General features: G+C 70.5%; 14 protein-coding genes. 6 read left to right on the top strand and 8 right to left on the bottom strand.

The genetic code is table 11. The features are described from left to right. Positions 1–4: 4 nt before the first annotated feature. Positions 5–1,243 carry a GAF domain-containing protein gene (locus tag B9B60_RS03210; RefSeq protein WP_084449828.1) on the bottom strand — a complete coding sequence of 413 codons (1,239 nt, stop codon included), beginning with the start codon at positions 1,241–1,243 and terminating at the stop codon, positions 5–7. 126 nt (positions 1,244–1,369) lie between these two features. On the opposite strand from B9B60_RS03210, the gene B9B60_RS03215 reads away from it, so the two are divergent. Then, a complete protein-coding gene (locus B9B60_RS03215; protein ID WP_143445419.1) occupies positions 1,370–3,184 on the top strand; it encodes a flavin-containing monooxygenase in 1,815 nt (604 codons plus the stop codon). Positions 3,185–3,203: 19 nt separating this feature from the next. Here the strand turns inward: B9B60_RS03215 and B9B60_RS03220 are convergent, their stop codons facing one another. The 4 genes from B9B60_RS03220 to B9B60_RS03235 form a co-directional block, all read right to left on the bottom strand. Next, positions 3,204–4,010 (bottom strand): amino acid ABC transporter ATP-binding protein, encoded by an 807-nt coding sequence (locus B9B60_RS03220; protein ID WP_084449830.1) that lies wholly within the window; start codon positions 4,008–4,010, stop codon positions 3,204–3,206. Beyond that, positions 4,007–5,023 (bottom strand): amino acid ABC transporter permease, encoded by a 1,017-nt coding sequence (locus B9B60_RS03225; protein ID WP_084449831.1) that lies wholly within the window; start codon positions 5,021–5,023, stop codon positions 4,007–4,009. Before B9B60_RS03225 ends, B9B60_RS03220 begins: the two co-directional genes overlap by 4 nt. Next, positions 5,023–5,916: an ABC transporter substrate-binding protein gene (locus B9B60_RS03230; protein ID WP_084449832.1), complete on the bottom strand. Its 894-nt coding sequence runs from the start codon at positions 5,914–5,916 to the stop codon at positions 5,023–5,025. The genes B9B60_RS03225 and B9B60_RS03230 overlap by 1 nt, the downstream gene beginning before the upstream one ends. A 172-nt stretch (positions 5,917–6,088) precedes the next feature. Then, positions 6,089–7,861, bottom strand: coding sequence for a substrate-binding and VWA domain-containing protein (locus B9B60_RS03235; RefSeq protein ID WP_159451142.1), 1,773 nt, complete (start codon positions 7,859–7,861; stop codon positions 6,089–6,091). Between the two features lie 128 nt (positions 7,862–7,989). On the opposite strand from B9B60_RS03235, the gene B9B60_RS03240 reads away from it, so the two are divergent. Next, complete coding sequence (locus tag B9B60_RS03240; RefSeq protein WP_072625657.1) at positions 7,990–8,388, top strand: phage holin family protein; 399 nt, start codon at positions 7,990–7,992, stop codon at positions 8,386–8,388. A gap of 150 nt (positions 8,389–8,538) precedes the next feature. Continuing rightward, a complete protein-coding gene (locus B9B60_RS03245; RefSeq protein ID WP_084449834.1) occupies positions 8,539–9,477 on the top strand; it encodes an endonuclease domain-containing protein in 939 nt (312 codons plus the stop codon). A gap of 100 nt (positions 9,478–9,577) precedes the next feature. Here the strand turns inward: B9B60_RS03245 and hisC are convergent, their stop codons facing one another. Further along, positions 9,578–10,657, bottom strand: coding sequence for a histidinol-phosphate transaminase (gene hisC, locus B9B60_RS03250; RefSeq protein ID WP_072625655.1), 1,080 nt, complete (start codon positions 10,655–10,657; stop codon positions 9,578–9,580). A gap of 193 nt (positions 10,658–10,850) precedes the next feature. On the opposite strand from hisC, the gene pdhA reads away from it, so the two are divergent. From pdhA to B9B60_RS03265, 3 genes are read left to right on the top strand one after another with little or no spacing between them, the layout of a single operon-like run. Further along, a complete protein-coding gene (gene pdhA, locus B9B60_RS03255; protein ID WP_200811138.1) occupies positions 10,851–12,092 on the top strand; it encodes a pyruvate dehydrogenase (acetyl-transferring) E1 component subunit alpha in 1,242 nt (413 codons plus the stop codon). Continuing rightward, positions 12,089–13,078: an alpha-ketoacid dehydrogenase subunit beta gene (locus tag B9B60_RS03260; RefSeq protein WP_084449835.1), complete on the top strand. Its 990-nt coding sequence runs from the start codon at positions 12,089–12,091 to the stop codon at positions 13,076–13,078. Before pdhA ends, B9B60_RS03260 begins: the two co-directional genes overlap by 4 nt. Positions 13,079–13,089: 11 nt before the next feature. After that, the gene (locus tag B9B60_RS03265) at positions 13,090–14,442 is read left to right on the top strand and encodes a dihydrolipoamide acetyltransferase family protein (protein ID WP_084449836.1); all 1,353 of its coding nucleotides are present in this window, start codon (positions 13,090–13,092) and stop codon (positions 14,440–14,442) included. Between the two features lie 291 nt (positions 14,443–14,733). Here B9B60_RS03265 and B9B60_RS03270 read toward each other — a convergent pair whose 3' ends face one another. Beyond that, positions 14,734–16,704 (bottom strand): FG-GAP-like repeat-containing protein, encoded by a 1,971-nt coding sequence (locus B9B60_RS03270; RefSeq protein ID WP_084449837.1) that lies wholly within the window; start codon positions 16,702–16,704, stop codon positions 14,734–14,736. 90 nt (positions 16,705–16,794) lie between these two features. Beyond that, positions 16,795–17,241: a MarR family winged helix-turn-helix transcriptional regulator gene (locus tag B9B60_RS03275; protein WP_159451143.1), complete on the bottom strand. Its 447-nt coding sequence runs from the start codon at positions 17,239–17,241 to the stop codon at positions 16,795–16,797. Positions 17,242–17,245 lie beyond the last annotated feature (4 nt).

A 17,245-nucleotide genomic window follows, 5' to 3' on the forward strand; every position in this document is an offset into this window, starting at 1 on the left:
CACCCTACGCCCGCGCCAGAGCCCCCCGCGCACGGATGACGACGGGGGCGCTGGCTCCGGGCAGCAACTGCGTCCCGCTCGCCGGCCACCGGACCTCGAGGTCGACGGTCGGGGCGACTCGGTAGGGGCGCGCGAGCAGCAGCCCGCCGAGTACCCGCCGCAGCCGGGACATCTCGGCGCGGACCGTGACGACCCGGCTCGGGTCGGCGAAGACCTCGTCGGCGAGGGCCGCGGCGTTCAGCCCCGTGTCGCCCGCGCCGACGAGCGCGAGGAGCAGCTCGGCGTGGCGGGGTGTGAGCCGCCGTGTCCACGCGCCGGACTCGGCGACCACCTCGATGCTCGGCTCGGCGGTGAGGTCGAGCACGGCCCGCGGCGCGAGCGGGCCCTCGGCGGGCCCGCCGCGCAGCAGCCAGCCGCCGGGCAACGGCTCGACGACGACGTCGCCGAGCCCGGCGAGGTGGACGACGCCGGGCTGGAGGTCGTCGGGAAGGGCGACCCGCCGCTGGGTCAGCAGGCCGGAGGTCGCGGCGACGTGCCCGGCGCGGTCGACGACGGCGGCAGGGCTGCTGACGCGGGTGAGGACGTGGCCCGACCCGGTGCGCAGCTCCTCGAGGGAGCGGCGGTGCCGCTCGAGCAGCTCCATCGAGGCGAGCCGGGAGGCCATGGCCGCGGTCGCGAGCACGCTCGGGTGCATCGCCGTGCGCGGACCGCTGATGTCGACGACCCCGACGACCTCGTCGGTCCACGGGTCGCGCAGCGGAGCGGCGGAGCACCCCCACCGGGCGTGTGACTCGACGAAGTGCTCCGAGCCCTGGATGTGCACCGGTTCGCCGAGGACGAGGGCGGTGCCGATGGCATTGGTCCCGACATTGCCCTCGGTCCACTCGGAGCCGGGGACGAAGCCGAGGTCGTCGGCGAAGCGGCGCACCCCAGGGCGGCCCATCCGCCACAGCACGTGCCCGTCGGCGTCGGTGACGACGACGAGGTGGCCGCCGTCGACGACCGACTGGAGGTAGGGGGTGAGCTCGGAGGTGATGCGGTCGAGCCCGTGGTGGGTGCGGCGGCGCTGCACCTCGGCCTCATCGAGGGGCGCGATGCGGGGCCGTCCGCCGGGGTCGACCCCCGCGGCGCTCACCCTTCGCCACGACGCGATGACGTCCGCGCGGCCGGGGGGATCGCCCTTCGAGCGCGCGCCGAGGTGGGCGTCGCGCTGCCGCGCACGCTCCCGCTCGCTCGGGTCCATGGCTCGCTCCTCACCCGACGGCGGGGGGAGCGGGAGGGATGCAACGTCATGCAACCCTGTCGCCCGGCGCCGCTGCCGGAGTTGTGTGGGTCACGGTACAACGCAAAGGAGCGGATCGTGACCCAGATGACCGAGCAGCAGACGACGACGGCGACCGAGCGGGCAACGGCCTGGTTCGGTGCCCTCGAGGCGGCCCTCACGGCGCAGGACGTGGCGGCGGCCGCAGATCTCTTCGCCACCGAGAGCTATTGGCGAGATCTCGTCGCCTTCTCGTGGAACCTCGTCACCGTCGAGCACCGGGAGGGGGTGAGCGAGCTGCTCGAGAGCACGGCGCGTGCGACCGCGGCTCGCAGCTTCGCCCTCTCCGAGGAGGCCACCGAGGAGGACGGGGTGATCACCGCCTGGTTCACCTTCGAGACCGCGGTCGGCCGCGGCCGCGGGCTCGCCCGGCTCGTCACCGAGGACGGCGAGGACCGCGCCTGGACCTTCCTCACCACCCTCTACGAGCTCAAGGGCCACGAGGAGCCGCGCGGCGAGTACCGGCCGAAGGGGGCCGAGCACGGGGTCGACCCCCAGCGCCTCAGCTGGAAGGAGAAGCGCGAGGCCGAGGACGCGGCGATGGGTGTGAGCACCCAGCCCTACGTCCTCTTCGTCGGCGGCGGGCAGGGCGGCATCGCCCTCGGCGCCCGGCTGCGCCAGCTCGGGGTGCCCTCGCTCGTGCTCGACCGCAACGAGCGACCCGGTGACCAGTGGCGACAGCGCTACAAGTCCCTCTGCCTGCACGACCCGGTCTGGTACGACCACCTGCCGTACCTGAAGTTCCCCGACAACTGGCCGGTCTTCGCCCCGAAGGACAAGATCGGCGATTGGCTGGAGAGCTACACGAAGATCATGGAGGTGCCCTACTGGGGCTCCACGACGGTCAAGAGCGCCAGCTACGACGAGGCGAAGGGGGAGTGGACCGTCGAGATCGAGCGTGACGGCACGCCGATGACCCTCCGGCCGACCCAGCTCGTCCTGGCCACCGGCATGTCCGGCAAGCCCAACGTGCCGGTCGTCCCGGGGCAGGACATCTTCCGCGGCGAGCAGCACCACTCGTCCGGGCATCCCGGCCCGGACGCCTACGCCGGCAAGAAGGTCGTCGTCATCGGGTCCAACAACTCCGCCTTCGACATCTGCGGCGCGCTGTGGGAGCACGGAGCCGACGTGACGATGGTGCAGCGCTCGTCGACGCACATCGTCAAGAGCGCCAGCCTCATGGAGATCGGTCTCGGCGACCTCTACTCCGAGCGGGCGCTCGCCGCCGGCATGACGACGGAGAAGGCCGATCTCGTCTTCGCCTCGTTGCCGTACCGGATCATGCACGAGTTCCAGATCCCGCTCTACGACAAGATGAAGCAGGTCGACGCCGACTTCTACGCGCGGCTCGAGGCGGCCGGCTTCGACCTCGACTTCGGTGACGACGGCTCGGGGCTCTTCCTCAAGTACCTACGTCGCGGGTCCGGCTACTACATCGACGTCGGCGCGGCCGAGCTCGTCGCTGACGGCAGCGTCAAGCTCGTCAAGGGCCAGCTCGACCACCTCACCGAGGACGCGGTGGTCCTCGCCGACGGCACCGAGCTCGAGGCCGATCTCGTCGTCTACGCGACGGGCTACGGCTCGATGAACGGCTGGGCCGCCGACCTCATCAGCCAAGAGGTGGCGGACAAGGTCGGCAAGGTGTGGGGCCTCGGCTCCGAGACGACCAAGGACCCCGGGCCGTGGGAGGGCGAGCAGCGCAACATGTGGAAGCCGACGCAGCAGGAGAACCTGTGGTTCCACGGCGGCAACCTGCACCAGTCGCGGCACTACTCGCTCTACCTGGCGCTCCAGCTCAAGGCGCGCTACGAGGGCCTCGACACCCCGGTCCACGCGCTGGCCCCGGTGCACCACCTCGGGTGAGCCTCGCCGAGGCGGTCGCTCACCCCAGGTCGGCGACGGCCTCGGCGACCCTTTCGTGCTCGGCGCGCAGTCGCTTGAGGAAGTCCTTGGTCCGCGCGTGCTGCGGGTTGTTGATGACCTCGCTCGGCTTGCCCTGCTCGACGACGACGCCGGCGTCCATGAAGACGACCCGGTCGGCGACGTCACGGGCGAAGGCCATCTCGTGGGTGACGACGATCATCGTCATGCCCTGACCGGCGAGGTCGCGCATGACCTCGAGGACCTCGCCGACGAGCTCGGGGTCGAGCGCCGAGGTCGGCTCGTCGAAGAGCATGAGCTTGGGCTTCATCGCCAGGGCCCGGGCGATGGCCACGCGCTGCTGCTGGCCGCCAGAGAGCTGGTTGGGGTAGGCGTGCCCCTTGTCGCCGAGGCCCACCTTGTCGAGCAGCTCGGTCGCCTCGGCACGGACCTCGGACCGGGATCGGCCCTGCACGCGGACCGGCGCCTCCATGACGTTGTCGATGGCCGTCATGTGCGGGAAGAGGTTGAACCGCTGGAAGACCATGCCGATCTCGCGGCGCTGGGCGGCGATCTCCTTGTCCTTCAGCCGGTGCAGGCGCTCGCCCTTGAGCTTGTAGCCCATGAGGTCGCCGTCGACGAAGATCCGCCCGGCCTGGATGTCCTCGAGCTGGTTGATGCACCGCAGGAAGGTCGTCTTGCCCGAGCCGGAGGGCCCGAGCAGGCAGACGACCTCACCGGGGGAGACCTCCATGTCGATGCCCTTGAGCACCTCGTTGCTGCCGTAGGACTTGCGCACCTGCACCGCGCGCACGAGTGGCTGGCTCACTTGCCGCCTCCGATCGTCAGGCCCATGAGGCGGGTGCGGGTGGTGTCGTCCTTGGTCTGCGTGCGGGTGTTGCCGTAGCCGCGACCGAAGTGCCGCTCGAGGTAGTACTGCCCGACCATGAGCAGCGACGTGAGGATCAGGTACCAGGCGCACGCAGCGACGAGCGTCGGCATGATCTTCAGCGTCCGGTTGCCGATGATCGAGGTCTGGTTGAACAACTCGGTGCCCAGCGGTAGTGCGACCAGGAGCGAGGTGTCCTTGAGCATCGCGATGGTCTCGTTGCCCGTCGGCGGGATGATCACCCGCATGGCCTGCGGCAGGACGATGCGACGCATCGACAGGCTCGGCTTCATGCCCAGGGCCGCGGCGGCCTCGCGCTGGCCCTCGTCGACCGACATGATGCCGGCGCGGGCGATCTCGGCCATGTAGGCCGCCTCGGACAGACCCATCGCGATGATGCCCCAGATGAGCGTCGTGCTGATCTGGTTGACGTTGAGCGTGAAGAGGGTGAGGTCGCTGCTCAGCCCGAGGTAGCCGGCGAGCTGCTGGCTGAAGGGGAAGGGCCCGATGTCGAAGCGCGGATAGAGGTAGCCGATGCCGGTACCGAAGAGCGTGACGAGCACCAGGCGCGGGATCCCGCGGAAGAACCACGTGTAGAGGAAGCCGACGAACTTCAGCACCGGGTTGTCCGAGAGCCGCATGACGCCGATGACGATGCCGAGGCTGACGCCGATGATCATCGACCCGATCGTCGCGATGATCGTGCCCTTGAGCAGCCCCTCGAGCACCGGGTTGAAGTTCATCACCTGCAGCGCGAAGGGGATGTCCCACCGCGGGTTGGTGACGAAGCTGGAGATCATCATCGCGAAGATCACCGCGATGACCACTAGGGCCACCCACCGACCCGGGTGACGCACCGGGACGGCGTCGATGGGGCCGGCGTCCTCGGACACGGGGGCGGTCCCCCCTTCGTCGGACGAAGGGGGGACCGCCGCGCTGCTCGTGTCGGACATCAGGGGTTGACGGCGAACTCGTCGATGCCGCCGGACTCGTTGCCCCAGTCCTTGAGGATCTGCTCGTAGGTGCCGTCCTCCTTCATGGACTCGAAGGCGGCGGCGATGGCCTCGCCGAACTCCTCCTGGTCCTTCGGGATGACGATGCCGTAGGGGGCGGAGTCGTAGATGTCGCCGAGGGCCTCGAGCTCCTCGCCCTGCTGCTTGACGGCGTAGAGGCTGATCGGGGAGTCAGCGGCCATGGCCTCGGTCTTGCCGGAGACGAGGCTCGCGGTGACCTTGGACTGCTCCTGCTCGACGACGATCTTGATCTTGTCGTCGCACTTCTTGTTGAGCTCCTCGAGCTCGTCGAACTGGACGGTGCCCTTCTGCACGCCGACGGTCGCGCCGCACGGGTCCTTGGGGTCGACCTTGCCGGGGTTGCCCTTGGCGGTGACCCACTGGGTGCCGGCGTCGAAGTAGCTGATCATGTTGACCTGCTTCTTGCGCTCGTCGTTGATCGTGAAGGAGCTGACCGCGACGTCGTACTTGTCCGAGGAGACACCGAGGATGAGCGAGTCGAAGGAGGCATTGCTCCACTTCGTCTTCAGGCCCATCTTGGCGGCGGCCGCGTCGAAGAGCTCGACGTCCATGCCCTCGACGGTCTTGCCGTCGTCCCCGAGGAACTCGTTGGGAGCGTAGGAGGCGTCGGAGCCGATGTTGAGCGTGCCCTTGCTCTTGATGTCCTCGGGCACGAGCTCGGCGACGGCGTCGTCGACCTCGACCTCGGCCGCGGAGGCGGTCTCGCCGCCCCCGCCGGAGTCGGAGCCCTCGAGCGAGTCGGACCCGCAGGCGGTGAGGGCGCTGACCCCGAGGGTCAGCGAGGCGAAGAGAGCGACGTGGGCGCGGCGCATGGTGGATCCTCCATCGAGCAGGGGGGCACTGGGTGCGTGCCCGGTGCCGGACATGGTGCCACCGCGGTGGTCGCGGCGGGGACTGCCCCGCCGCGACCTTGACCGTCTCGTGACTCTGCCCCGCTCCCTGAGGAGCGAGGCCGCCTGCGGCCGAGGGTCTCGAAGGGCGGGGTCAGCTGCGGCGGGCGAGCAGCGCCTGGACGAAGACCCGCTCGATGTCGTCGGGCGTCTCGGCGATGTAGCTCGTGCCGCCGGTCTCGTCGGCGATCTTCTGCAGGGCCGTGGGGTTGGCCTCGCCCATGCCGATGGTGATGACCCGGACCGGTCGCTTCGGGTCGTAGGACGTGTCGAGCTTGCTCAGCAGCTGGTTGAGCGAGAGGCCGCCGTTGGGGTCGTCGTTCTCGCCGTCGGTGAAGACGACGATCGAGTTGACGTAGTCGTCGTCGTAGTCCTTGACCATCTGCTGGTGGGCGGCCCAGATCGAGTCGTAGAGCGCGGTGTCGCCCTCGACGAGCTTGTCGCTGCCCGCGACGATCCGCTTGAGCCGGTCGCGGTGGGAGCCGGAGCCGGCGGCGGCGTCGAGCCGCTTGACCGGGGCGAGCTCCTCGTAGTCCTTGCCCTTGCTGCGGCCGCTGCTGAAGACCCACGCGCCGACCTGGCTGCCGGCGGGGAGCATGTCGGCGCCCTGGGTGAGCGCCCCCTTCGTCACGTCCCACCGGGTCTCGCCGGGCGTGGGGCTGTCCCACTTCATCGAGCCGGAGGCGTCGACGAGCGCGAGCATGCGCATGTCCGTGCGCATGACGTCCCACTGCTCGACGGCGGAGATCCGCTCGTTGCGGTCGAGCGGCTCGAGCTCGGTGAGCTTCGGCGGGGTGGCACCGTCGATCTCGGGGCCGCCCTGTCCGTTGGAGTCGCGGAAGCCGGCCTCGGTGAGGGCCTCGCGCACCTCGAGCGAGCCCAGCTCGGTGCGGGCCCGGTCGGCGGTCTTGAGCTCGTCGCCGGCGAGCTCGGGGTTGGTGATCCACGGGTAGTCCAGCGTCAACGTCCCCTTCTTCGGCATCACCGCGCGAAGGGGGGAGGCGTCACCGTTGTCGGCGTTCCACGCGGCGATCTGCTGCTCGGAGGCGGGGAAGGGCTGGGTCTTGCTCGGGTCGGCGGCGTAGTCGTCGAGGAGCTTGTCGATCGAGGGGGCGGCGAAGCGCGACATGAAGATCAGTCGCTTGCCGGTGTCGAGACCGATCCGGCCGGGCTGCCCGATGCGGCTGGCGTGGAAGGCCAGACGGCTCGCGGTGTCGGAGTCGGGGTTGGCCATGCGCAGGCCGCCGTCCTGGTTGAGCAGCGAGGACCACGAGGTGAAGCCGGTGCGGTTGTCCTTCTGCTCGTCGCTCGTCGCGAGGACGACGGGGGAGGAGGCGATCGACTGGCCCTCGAGCCACTGGCCCGTGCTCTTGCCCGGGTCGACCGCGTCGATCCAGGTCGAGCTGTCGGGGATCCAGACATCGGGGGCGGTGCCATCGTTGATGCCCTGGGCGGCGTCGGCGGCCGAGGTGGCCGAGACGTCGAAGTTGGCGCACTCGTCCTGCTCGCGCACCTTGTCCAGGGCGTCCTCGAGCGCATCGGCGATCTCGGGGGTCGCGGCGACGGTGAGGGCGTCGCCGCCGCACGCGCTGTCGTCACCGCCGCGGCCGAAGGCCGCGAAGGCGCCACCGCCGCACAGGGCCAGCACGAGCAGGGCAGCGATCGGCAGCAGCCAGCGCTTGCGCTTGCTCGCGGCCTCGTCCCGGCGACGGGAGTGCCTCGACGGGGCGGGCTCGTCCCCCTTCGTCGGGGTCGCCGCAGCGGTGCTCCCGGCTGCGGCCGAGGTGTCGGCTGGGCCCGAGGTGGTGCCGAGGTCGTCGTCCTCGTCCCAGAGGTCGTGCCGTCGTCCGGGGCGGCCGTCGCTCATCCGTCTCTCCTCCATCACCGGTGCTCCCTCGCTACCGGCCGGTCAAGTATGACCCACTAGGGGACCACAGCCGCCGCCCGTCGGGCGGGTCCTGTGCCCATGGTCACGTGTGCTGCCATGCTGGGCCCATGACCAACTTCCTCATCCGGACCGGCGTCAACGCCGTGGCGCTGTGGGTCGCCGCGTGGCTCATCGACGGGATCCACCTGGCCGACGGTGACGCGACCTTCGCCTCGAAGTTCGCGACCATCGTGCTCGTTGCGCTGATCTTCGGTGTCGTCAACGCGGTCGTGAAGCCGATCGCCAAGGTGCTGACCTTCCCCTTCATCGTCCTGACGCTGGGGCTGTTCACCTTCGTGGTCAACGCCTTCCTGCTCCAGCTCACCGAGTGGATCTCCTCGCCGCTGGGCCTGGACTTCGAGATCACCGAGTTCTGGTGGGACGCGGTCATCGGTGCCCTCGTCATCACGATCGTCTCGATGATCCTCAACTGGGTCCTGCCGGAGAAGGAAGACCTCGACCGCTGACCCCCGGACTCTGCATTGCCCTACGGCAATGCACTCTCTCGAGATCAAGACTCTGCATTGCCGTAGGGCAATGCAGAGTTGGCGGGGCTCAACCAGCCTCACTGTGGATAACTCCGGGACTCGGGTCGGTGATTCGACCAACGTGGTCGCATGGCACCCGTCATCGCGCGACACGTCGACCTCTCCGCCTTCCGCGGCCTCCCGCTCTTCACGACCGAGCAGGCCCGTGAGGCGCGGATCTCCGGGCACGACCTGACCGCCCTCATCCGTCGCGAGCAGGTCTGGCGCGTCGCGCCCGGTTGGTACTCCTGCCTGGTGGACGCGACCGATGACGAGCGGCACGTCCTGAGGACGGTCGCCCGGTTGCGGCTCCTCGGGGAGGGGGCAGCCGCGTGCCGCGTCTCGGCGGCCCTGTTGCTCGGTCTGCCGATCGCCCGGTGCGATCTGGCCACCGTGGAGATCGCGACTGCCGGTTCTGGTCACGGCCGGACCCGCACGGGAGTGCGCGTCAGCGAGTACGCGGCGAAGGGGGGAGCCTGCCGTGACGTCGACGTCCCCTTGGTGGGCGGCGCGGTGCGCGTCGTGGACCCCGCGACGGCGATCGTCGGGATGGCCGCGATCAACAGCGCGCCGGGCGCCCTCGTGGCCGCGGACTTCGCCGTGGCCCAGGGTATGTGCACCGTGGAGGACATCGCGGCGTCGCTGAAGGCGCACGCGGGATCCACGGGCATCGACCGTGCACGAGCGTGGCTGGCGGACATCGATCCGCGCCACGAGTCGGCGGGCGAGACCCTCACCGCGGTGATCCTGCGGCAAGGGTCCTGGGAGTTCGAGCCGCAGCTGTGGGTGCGTGCGGGCGGCCGCAGGTTCCGGCTGGACTTCGCGCTGCGTGAGTACAAGGTCGCCATCGAGTTCGACGGCGAGGGCAAGTACACCGGCCCCGAGGTGATGGTGGACCAGCTGGCGCGGCAGGCGGCCCTCGAGGCCGAAGGGTGGGTCTTCGTGCGACTGGGCTGGGCCGACCTGGACGACCCCTCGACGATCCTGCGGCGGATCGCCGAAGCCGTCGCTGTGGCCGAGGCCCGCTGACCTCCCCTTCGCCCGGGTGAGACTGCATTGCCCTACGGCAATGCAGAGGCTTGACGTCGAGAGGTTGCATTGCCGTAGGGCAATGCAGAGTCCACGGGTGTCAGGAAGCGGCGCGCAGGAACTCCCGGGCCACCTCGATGAGTCGGTCGTTGGCCTCGGTCTCGCCGATCGTCACCCGCACGCCGTCGCTGCCGTAGGGGCGCACCGACAGGCCCGCCTCGGTGCACGCCGCGACGAAGTCGGCCGTGCGCTCGCCGAGCGGGAACCACACGAAGTTGGCCTGGCTCGGCGTCATCTGCCAGCCCGCCTCGGCGAGGGCGGCGAGCACCCGCTCGCGCTCGGCGACGATCTCCTTGACCCGCACGTCGAGCTCGTCCTTCGCCTCGAGGGAGGCGATCGCCGCGGCCTGGGCGATGAGGTTGACGCCGAAGGGGGTCGCGGTCTTGCGCAGCGCCTCGGCCACCGGCTCCGGCGCGACGGCGTAGCCGACCCGCAGCCCGGCGAGGCCGTAGGCCTTGGAAAAGGTGCGCAGGAGCATGACATTGCCGTGCTCGCGGCGAAGGGAGAGGCCGTCGACCTCCCCTTCGCCCTCGACGAACTCGAGGTAGGCCTCGTCGACGACGACGAGGACGTCGCGGGGCACCTTGGCGAGGAAGGCCTCGAGCTCGGCGTGGGTCACCGATGTGCCGGTCGGGTTGTTGGGGGTGCACACGAGCACGACGCGGGTGCGGTCGGTGATCGCGGCGGCCATCGCGTCGAGGTCGTGGCGCTGGTCGTCGGTCAGCGGCACCTGGACCGACACGGCGCCGGCGATCGCCACGACGATCGGGTAGGCCTCGAAGGAGCGCCACGCGTAGACGACCTCGTCGCCCGGGTCGCACGTGGACTGGATGATCTGCGCGAGCACGCCCACCGACCCGGTGCCGGTCGCGAGCTGCTCGCGCGGCACGTCGAGGTGCGCGGCGAGGGCGTCGGTGAGGGCCGTGACGCCCATGTCGGGGTAGCGGTTGACCCCTTCAGCCGCCTCGCGGATGACCTCCACGACCGAAGGGAGAGGAGGGTGCGGGTTTTCGTTGGAGGAGACCTTGTAGACCGTCACTCCGTCACGCGGGGCAGGCGGTTTGCCGGCCACGTAGGCGGGGACCTGGTCGAGGGCGGAGCGCAGCCGCGGGGTGTCCATGCGCGCACCCTAGCCCCCCTCGCGCAGTGGGTCGGGACCGGTTTGGGCGTCCACCTGTTGAGACGCTAGGTTGGCCCCAGCCAGTGAACTGTGGCTCGGGTCACAAGCCCGCCGCAGCCGACCGGGGCGTCGACGTCGACGCCCCCAGTGCCGCGGACGGGCGACCCCCGGGCCGGGCCGAAGGGAGCACACCGTGAGCGACAGCGACGTCGCCGGCCACGCCGGCACCCGAGGACACGTGGCGGGGGCCTTCGAGCCCTCGCCCGAGATGGGGCCGACGCCACCGTCCCAGATCACCGGGCACTTCTCCGACGACAACCCCGAGATGGTCCAGTTCGTCGACGCCGAGGGCACCCGCCTGGAGACCAATCCGACCAACGCGCCCTACGCCCAGATCGTCGAGGACATGACGAGCGAGGACGCGCGCACCATCTACCGCGACCTCGTCCTCGTGCGCCGCATCGACGCCGAGGGCTTCGCCCTCCAGCGTCAGGGCGAGCTCGGCCTGTGGCCGAGCCTCTTCGGCCAGGAGGCCGCGCAGGTCGGGGCCGGCCGCGCGCTGCGCCCCCACGACTACGCCTTCCCCGGCTACCGTGAGCACGGTGTCGCCTGGTGCCGCGGCGTCGACCCGGTGAGCCTCTTCGGGATGTTCCGCGGGGTTAACCACGGCGGGTGGGACTCCAACGAAAAGAACTTCCACCTCTACACGATCGTCATCGGCAACCAGATGCTCCACGCGGTCGGCTACGCCATGGGCATCACGGCCGACGGGGCCATGGGCACCGGGGACCCGGAGCGCGACAGCGCCGTCATGGCTTTCACCGGTGACGGCGGCACGAGCCAGGGCGACTTCAACGAGGCGCTCGTCTTCGCGGCCGTGACCAACGCCCCGGTCGTGTTCTTCGTGCAGAACAACCAGTGGGCGATCTCCGAGCCCAACGACAAGCAGTTCATCATCCCGCCCTACCAGCGGGCCCGCGGCTTCGGCTTCCCCGGCGTGCTCGTCGACGGCAACGACCCGCTGGCCACCTATGCCGTCGCCAAGGACGCGCTCGACAAGGCGCGCAGCGGTCAGGGCCCGACGCTCATCGAGGCCTACACCTACCGGATGGGCGCGCACACGACCTCCGACGACCCGACGAAGTACCGCAGCGACGCCGAGGTCGAGATCTGGAAGCACAAGGACCCGATCAAGCGCATGCGCGGCTTCATGACCGAGCGTGGCCACGCCGACCAGGCCTTCTTCGACGCGGTCGACGCCGAGGCCGGGCAGGTCGCCGAGCGCATCCGCACGGCCTGCCAGGAGATGCCCGACCCGGAGCTGCCGACGATGTTCGACCACCAGTACACCGAGCCGCACCCCGTCGTCGACGCCGAGCGCGAGGAGTTCCTCGCCTACCACGCCGGCTTCGCCGAGGAAGGAGACGCCCGATGAGCGGCCAGCGCCTCTCTCTCGCCAAGGGCCTCAACGCCGGCCTGCGCAAGGCCATGGACAAGGACCCCAAGGTCGTCCTCATGGGCGAGGACGTCGGCAAGCTCGGCGGCGTCTTCCGCATCACCGAGGGCCTGCAGAAGGACTTCGGCGAGCACCGGGTCCTCGACACCCCGCTCGCCGAGTCCGGCATCGTCGGCACCGCCGTCGGTCTGGCGCTGCGTGGCTACCGGCCCGTCGTCGAGATCCAGTTCGACGGCTTCGTCTACCCGGCCTTCGACCAGATCGTCAGCCAAGTCGCCAAGATGCACGCGCGTTCCCTCGGTCACCTCAGGGTGCCGATGGTCATCCGCATCCCCTGCGGCGGCGGCATCGGTGCGGTCGAGCACCACAGCGAGTCCAACGAGGCCTACTTCGCGCACACCGCCGGCCTGCGGGTCGTCTCGTGCAGCAATGCGGCCGATGCCTACTGGATGATCCAGCAGGCCATCGAGACCGACGACCCGGTGATCTTCTTCGAGCCCAAGCGCCGCTACCACGAGCGCGGCGAGACCGAGATCGACGAAGGGGGTGCCCCCGACCTCGGTCTCTACGACGCCCGCGTGGTCCGGGAGGGTCGTGACGCGACGCTCCTGTGCTACGGCCCGATGGTCAAGACCTGCCTGCAGGCGGCCGAGGCCGCGCGCGAGGAGGGCCGCGACCTCGAGGTCGTCGACCTGCGCTCGCTCAGCCCGCTGGACCTGCCGACGATCACCGACTCGGTGAAGAAGACCGGTCGCGCCGTCATCGTCCACGAGGCGCAGACCTTCGTCGGGCTGGGTGCGGAGATCGCCGCCCGGGTCCAGGAGGAGTGCTTCTACCATCTCGAGGCGCCGGTGCTGCGGGTCGGTGGCTACAACATCCCCTACCCGCCCAGCCGCTTCGAGGAGGAGTTCCTCCCGACCCTCGACCGGGTCCTCGACGCCGTCGACCGCTCGCTCGCGCACTGACAGGAGTCCCCGTGGCCGTCAAGAAGTTCAACCTGCCCGACCCCGGCGAGGGCCTCACCGAGGCCGAGGTGACGACCTGGAAGGTCAAGGTCGGCGACACCGTCGCCATCAACGACATCGTCATCGAGGTCGAGACCGCCAAGTCGCTCGTCGAGCTGCCCATCCCCTTCGCCGGCACCGTCGTCGAGCTGCTCGTCGCCGAGGGCGACACCGTCGACGTCGGCGCCCCGATCATCACCGTGGAGGTCGCCGGCGTCGACCCGGAGCCGGCGGCTCCCGAGGCCGGTGAGGCGGAGGAGGCCTCCGGCCCCAACCTCGTCGGCTACGGCGCCAAGGCCGGCAGCACCCGACGTCGTGCCCGCAAGGGCGGCGCCGACGCGGCACCCCCGGTCCCTGAGGAGGCGCGCCAGCGCCGTCTCGATGGGTCGGCCCCGGCGCAGCCGCTCACGGGCGCGCAGACCCGCGCCCTGGCCAAGCCGCCGGTGCGCAAGCTCGCCAAGGACCTCGGCGTCGACCTGCAGTCGGTGGCCCCCACGGGCGAAGGCGGCATCGTCACCCGCGCGGACGTCGAGGGTGCGTCGACGGCGTCGGCCGCCCCGGTCGCCGAGGCCCACGTCCAGCGGCCGCAGCATCTCGCGGGGACGCCCGTCGACGAGGTGCGCATCCCGATCAAGGGCGTGCGCAAGGCGACGGCGGAGGCGATGGTCGCCTCGGCCTTCACCGCCCCGCACGTCACCGAGTTCGTCACCGTCGACGTCACCGCGATGATGGAGATGGTCGACCGACTCAAGCGCGACCGGGCCTTCGCCGACGTCAAGGTCACGCCGCTGCTGCTCGTCGCCAAGGCCTTCTGCCTGGCGCTGCGGCGGCACGGCGAGGCCAATGCGAGCTGGGACCAGTCCGCCCAGGAGATCGTCCTGCACCCGCAGGTCAACCTCGGCGTCGCCGCGGCGACCCCGCGCGGGCTGCTCGTGCCCAACATCAAGGGGGCCGACGGACTCTCGCTGCACGACCTGGCCGCCGCGCTCGGCGACCTCGTCGCGACGGCCCGAGAGGGCCGCACGCCGCCAGCCGACCTGTCCGGCGGCACCGCGACGATCACCAATGTCGGCGTCTTCGGCGTCGACACCGGCACCCCGATCCTCAACCCCGGCGAGGCCGCGATCCTCGCCTTGGGGGCCGTGCGGCGCATGCCGTGGGTCGTCACCGCCGCCGACGGCAGCGAATCGATCGAGCCGCGCTGGGTCACCCAGCTCGCGCTCTCCTTCGACCACCGGCTGATCGACGGCGAGCTCGGCTCCAAGCTGCTCGCCGACGTCGGTGCCCTGCTCCACGACCCGGGCACGGCCTTCCTCTGGGCCTGACCTGCGTGGACTCTGCATTGCCCTACGGCAATGCAATCTCTCGACGTCAAGGCTCTGCATTGCCGTAGGGCAATGCAGTCCTGCTCGGGCGAAGGGAGGGCCCCGCCGGCGACAACCGGCGGGGCCCTCCCTTCGTCATGGGCGGCGCCAAGACAGGCAGGCGGACTCGAGGTGGCCCGAGAGCCCGCCCCGCAGGCTCCTCACCCGTGGACTCTGCATTGCCCTACGGCAATGCAATCTCTCGACGTCAAGACTCTGCATTGCCGTAGGGCAATGCAGTCGCGCGGCGGGTCACCAGACGTACGTCAGGCTGCCCAGCCCCTCGCTGATGTTGCGGTAGCTCGTGCCCTGGCCGCCGCCCTTGGTGCCGTAGTGCATCCGGCCGCGACCGGAGGGCCACACCGCGACGATGTCGTCCTGCTTCGACGAGGAGACGTTGATGTCGCCGGGGGAGAGGACCGTGCGGTAGGCGCTCCAGCCGGTGCTCGTCGCGCTCGCCTGCTTCCACGCGGTGCCCGTGGAGGTCCAGGTGCGCATGCGGCCGCCGGCGGCGACGCCACGCAGGTCGTCGCGGCCGTCGCCGTTGACGTCGGCCACGAGCATGATGCTCTGGTAGTAGACGGCCGGCTTGCCCATCGTGCGGATCCGCTTGAGGCTGCCGGAGTCGGACATCTCGTAGTGGTCGACCGCGCCGCCGACCTTGCGGTTGAGGACGTCGAGCTTGCCGTTGCGGTCGACGTCGCCACCCGCGGCGATGTCGGTGTAGGAGCCCCAGCCGGTCGCGATCGTCTTGGGAGTGCCCAGGGCGCCGCTGCTCGTCGTGAGCATCAGCTGCAGCCGGCCGTCGCCACGGCGCACGAGGACGTCGGAGCGCTTGTCCTTGTTGACGTCACCGGCGGTGCCCAGCCAGGTGGCGTCCGAGAAGCCGGACTTGACGACCTTCTTCGCGCCGAAGTCGGTGCCCGATCCCTTCATCCGGTAGATCCGGCCGGTGGCCGACATGCCCATGAGGTCGGCCTTGCCGTCGGCGTCGACGTCACCGCGCTTGCCGCGGGTCGTCGGCGTGGGGGTGGTCGATCCGCCGAGCTTCGCGCGGTTCTTCCACACGATGCGCGAGACCCCCTCGATGGTCGCGACCTCGGTGCTCATCGCGCCGGGGTTGTCGTGGGTGAGCACGGCGATCGTGTAGTCGGGGTAGTCGGCGTTGACCCAGCCGATGGAGTTGACGTGCCAGCCGTCGGTGCGCGGCAGCCAGCCGTTCTTCAGCGCCACCTTGCCGGCGGGCGGGCCGGCCGTGACGCCCCAGTCCTGGCTCGAGTTGATCTGGCGCATCAGGCTCAGGCCGTACATGCGGTTGGTCGCGCTGAGCACGCTGGACGGGCGGGCGTAGTGCTCCATGAGCCGGGCCTGGTCGGCCGCGGTCGTGCTCGTCAGGCCCCAGTGGTTGTAGGGGTCGGCGACGGTGCTCGTCATGCCGAGCCGGTCGGCGGTGCTGTCGATCGCCCGCCGGCCACCGATGTGGTTGAAGAGTGCCGTCGTCGCGTCGTTGTCGCTGTTGCGGATCATCGGGGAGATCTTCGACTTCTCCCAGGAGGACAGGGCGCGCCCCTCGCTCTGGGCCTTCATCATCACGGCCGACATGATCTGGACCTTGACGATGCTCGCGGTGACGTTGCGGGAGGAGACCTTGGTGTAGGTCCAGGACTTGCCGGTGCCGGGTCGGCGGACGGCGACCCCGACGGCACCGGGGCGGGAGTTGAGATAGCTGCGCAGCTCCGACTCGAAGGGGAGTGCGGCGGCGGTCGACATCGTGTCGCCCTGGGCGGCGGCCTGCGGCGCCACCGCGGCGCTGGTGTCGACCTCGACGGTGAAGGTCAGCTGCCCGGTCACCGTGCCGGAGGAGGGGGCCTTGGCGGCCTGGGTGGCCGGCAGCACCTTGGCGATCGCGCTGGCCGTCGTCTCCTCGTCGGCGGTGCACAGGGCGCCGTCGCCGGTGGGCGCGACCTCGACCTGGTGGCCGGAGGCGTCCTCGCCGGTGAAGCCGGGGCGGCCGACGACGGTCAACGGGCCCCGCTCGATCTCGGCGGTGCCACCGCGAGTGAGGTCGCCGGTGAGGGTCACGGTGTCGGCGCCGATGCCCTCGCAGTTGACGTCGATGCCGGTGCTGGTCGGTGCGGCGGGGGCGGCACCGGCGGACGAGCCGATGAGCGCGCTCGACGTCGCGAGGACGAGTGCGGTGAGTGCAGCACTGCGATAACGCATGGTGGGTTCCCCCGGTCTGAGGCAGATGACGTCGTCATCTTGGCAGACGCCCGGCCGGTCTGCCGGGTTGCCCCGGTGTCAGCAGCGGTGTCAGGGGCGGTGGCGCTGGTCCGTGGAGACGGCGTCGCAGAAGCGGTCGACGTAGCCGATGAAGGCCGCGATGTCGTTCTCGCTCCAGTCGTCGAGCAGCTCGGCGAACCAGGCCTCGCGGCGCTCCACGAGCTCGTCGAGCAGAGCAGCGCCCTCGTCGGTCAGCGCGACGAGCTGGGCGCGGCCGTCCTGCGGGTCGGGCACCTTGTGCAGCAGTCCGAGGGAGGTCAGGTGGCTCACCTGGCGGCTGACCGTCGACGCGTCGGAGAGGTTGCGCTCGGCGATGTCGCCGACCCTGCTCGGGGCGTCGCGGACGGCGACGAGCACCGAGTGGTGGCTCGCCTCGACGGCGGGGTGCACGCGAGGGGCGCGCACGCGCGTGGCGTGGAGCATGCGCAGCATCCGGATGACGCTGGTGCTCAGCTCTGCGGACGACGACGTGGTCACGGGC

Origin of the sequence: Janibacter indicus (assembly GCF_900176385.1) — a bacterium.
In the GTDB taxonomy this organism is placed as follows: Bacteria; Actinomycetota; Actinomycetes; order Actinomycetales; family Dermatophilaceae; genus Janibacter; species Janibacter indicus.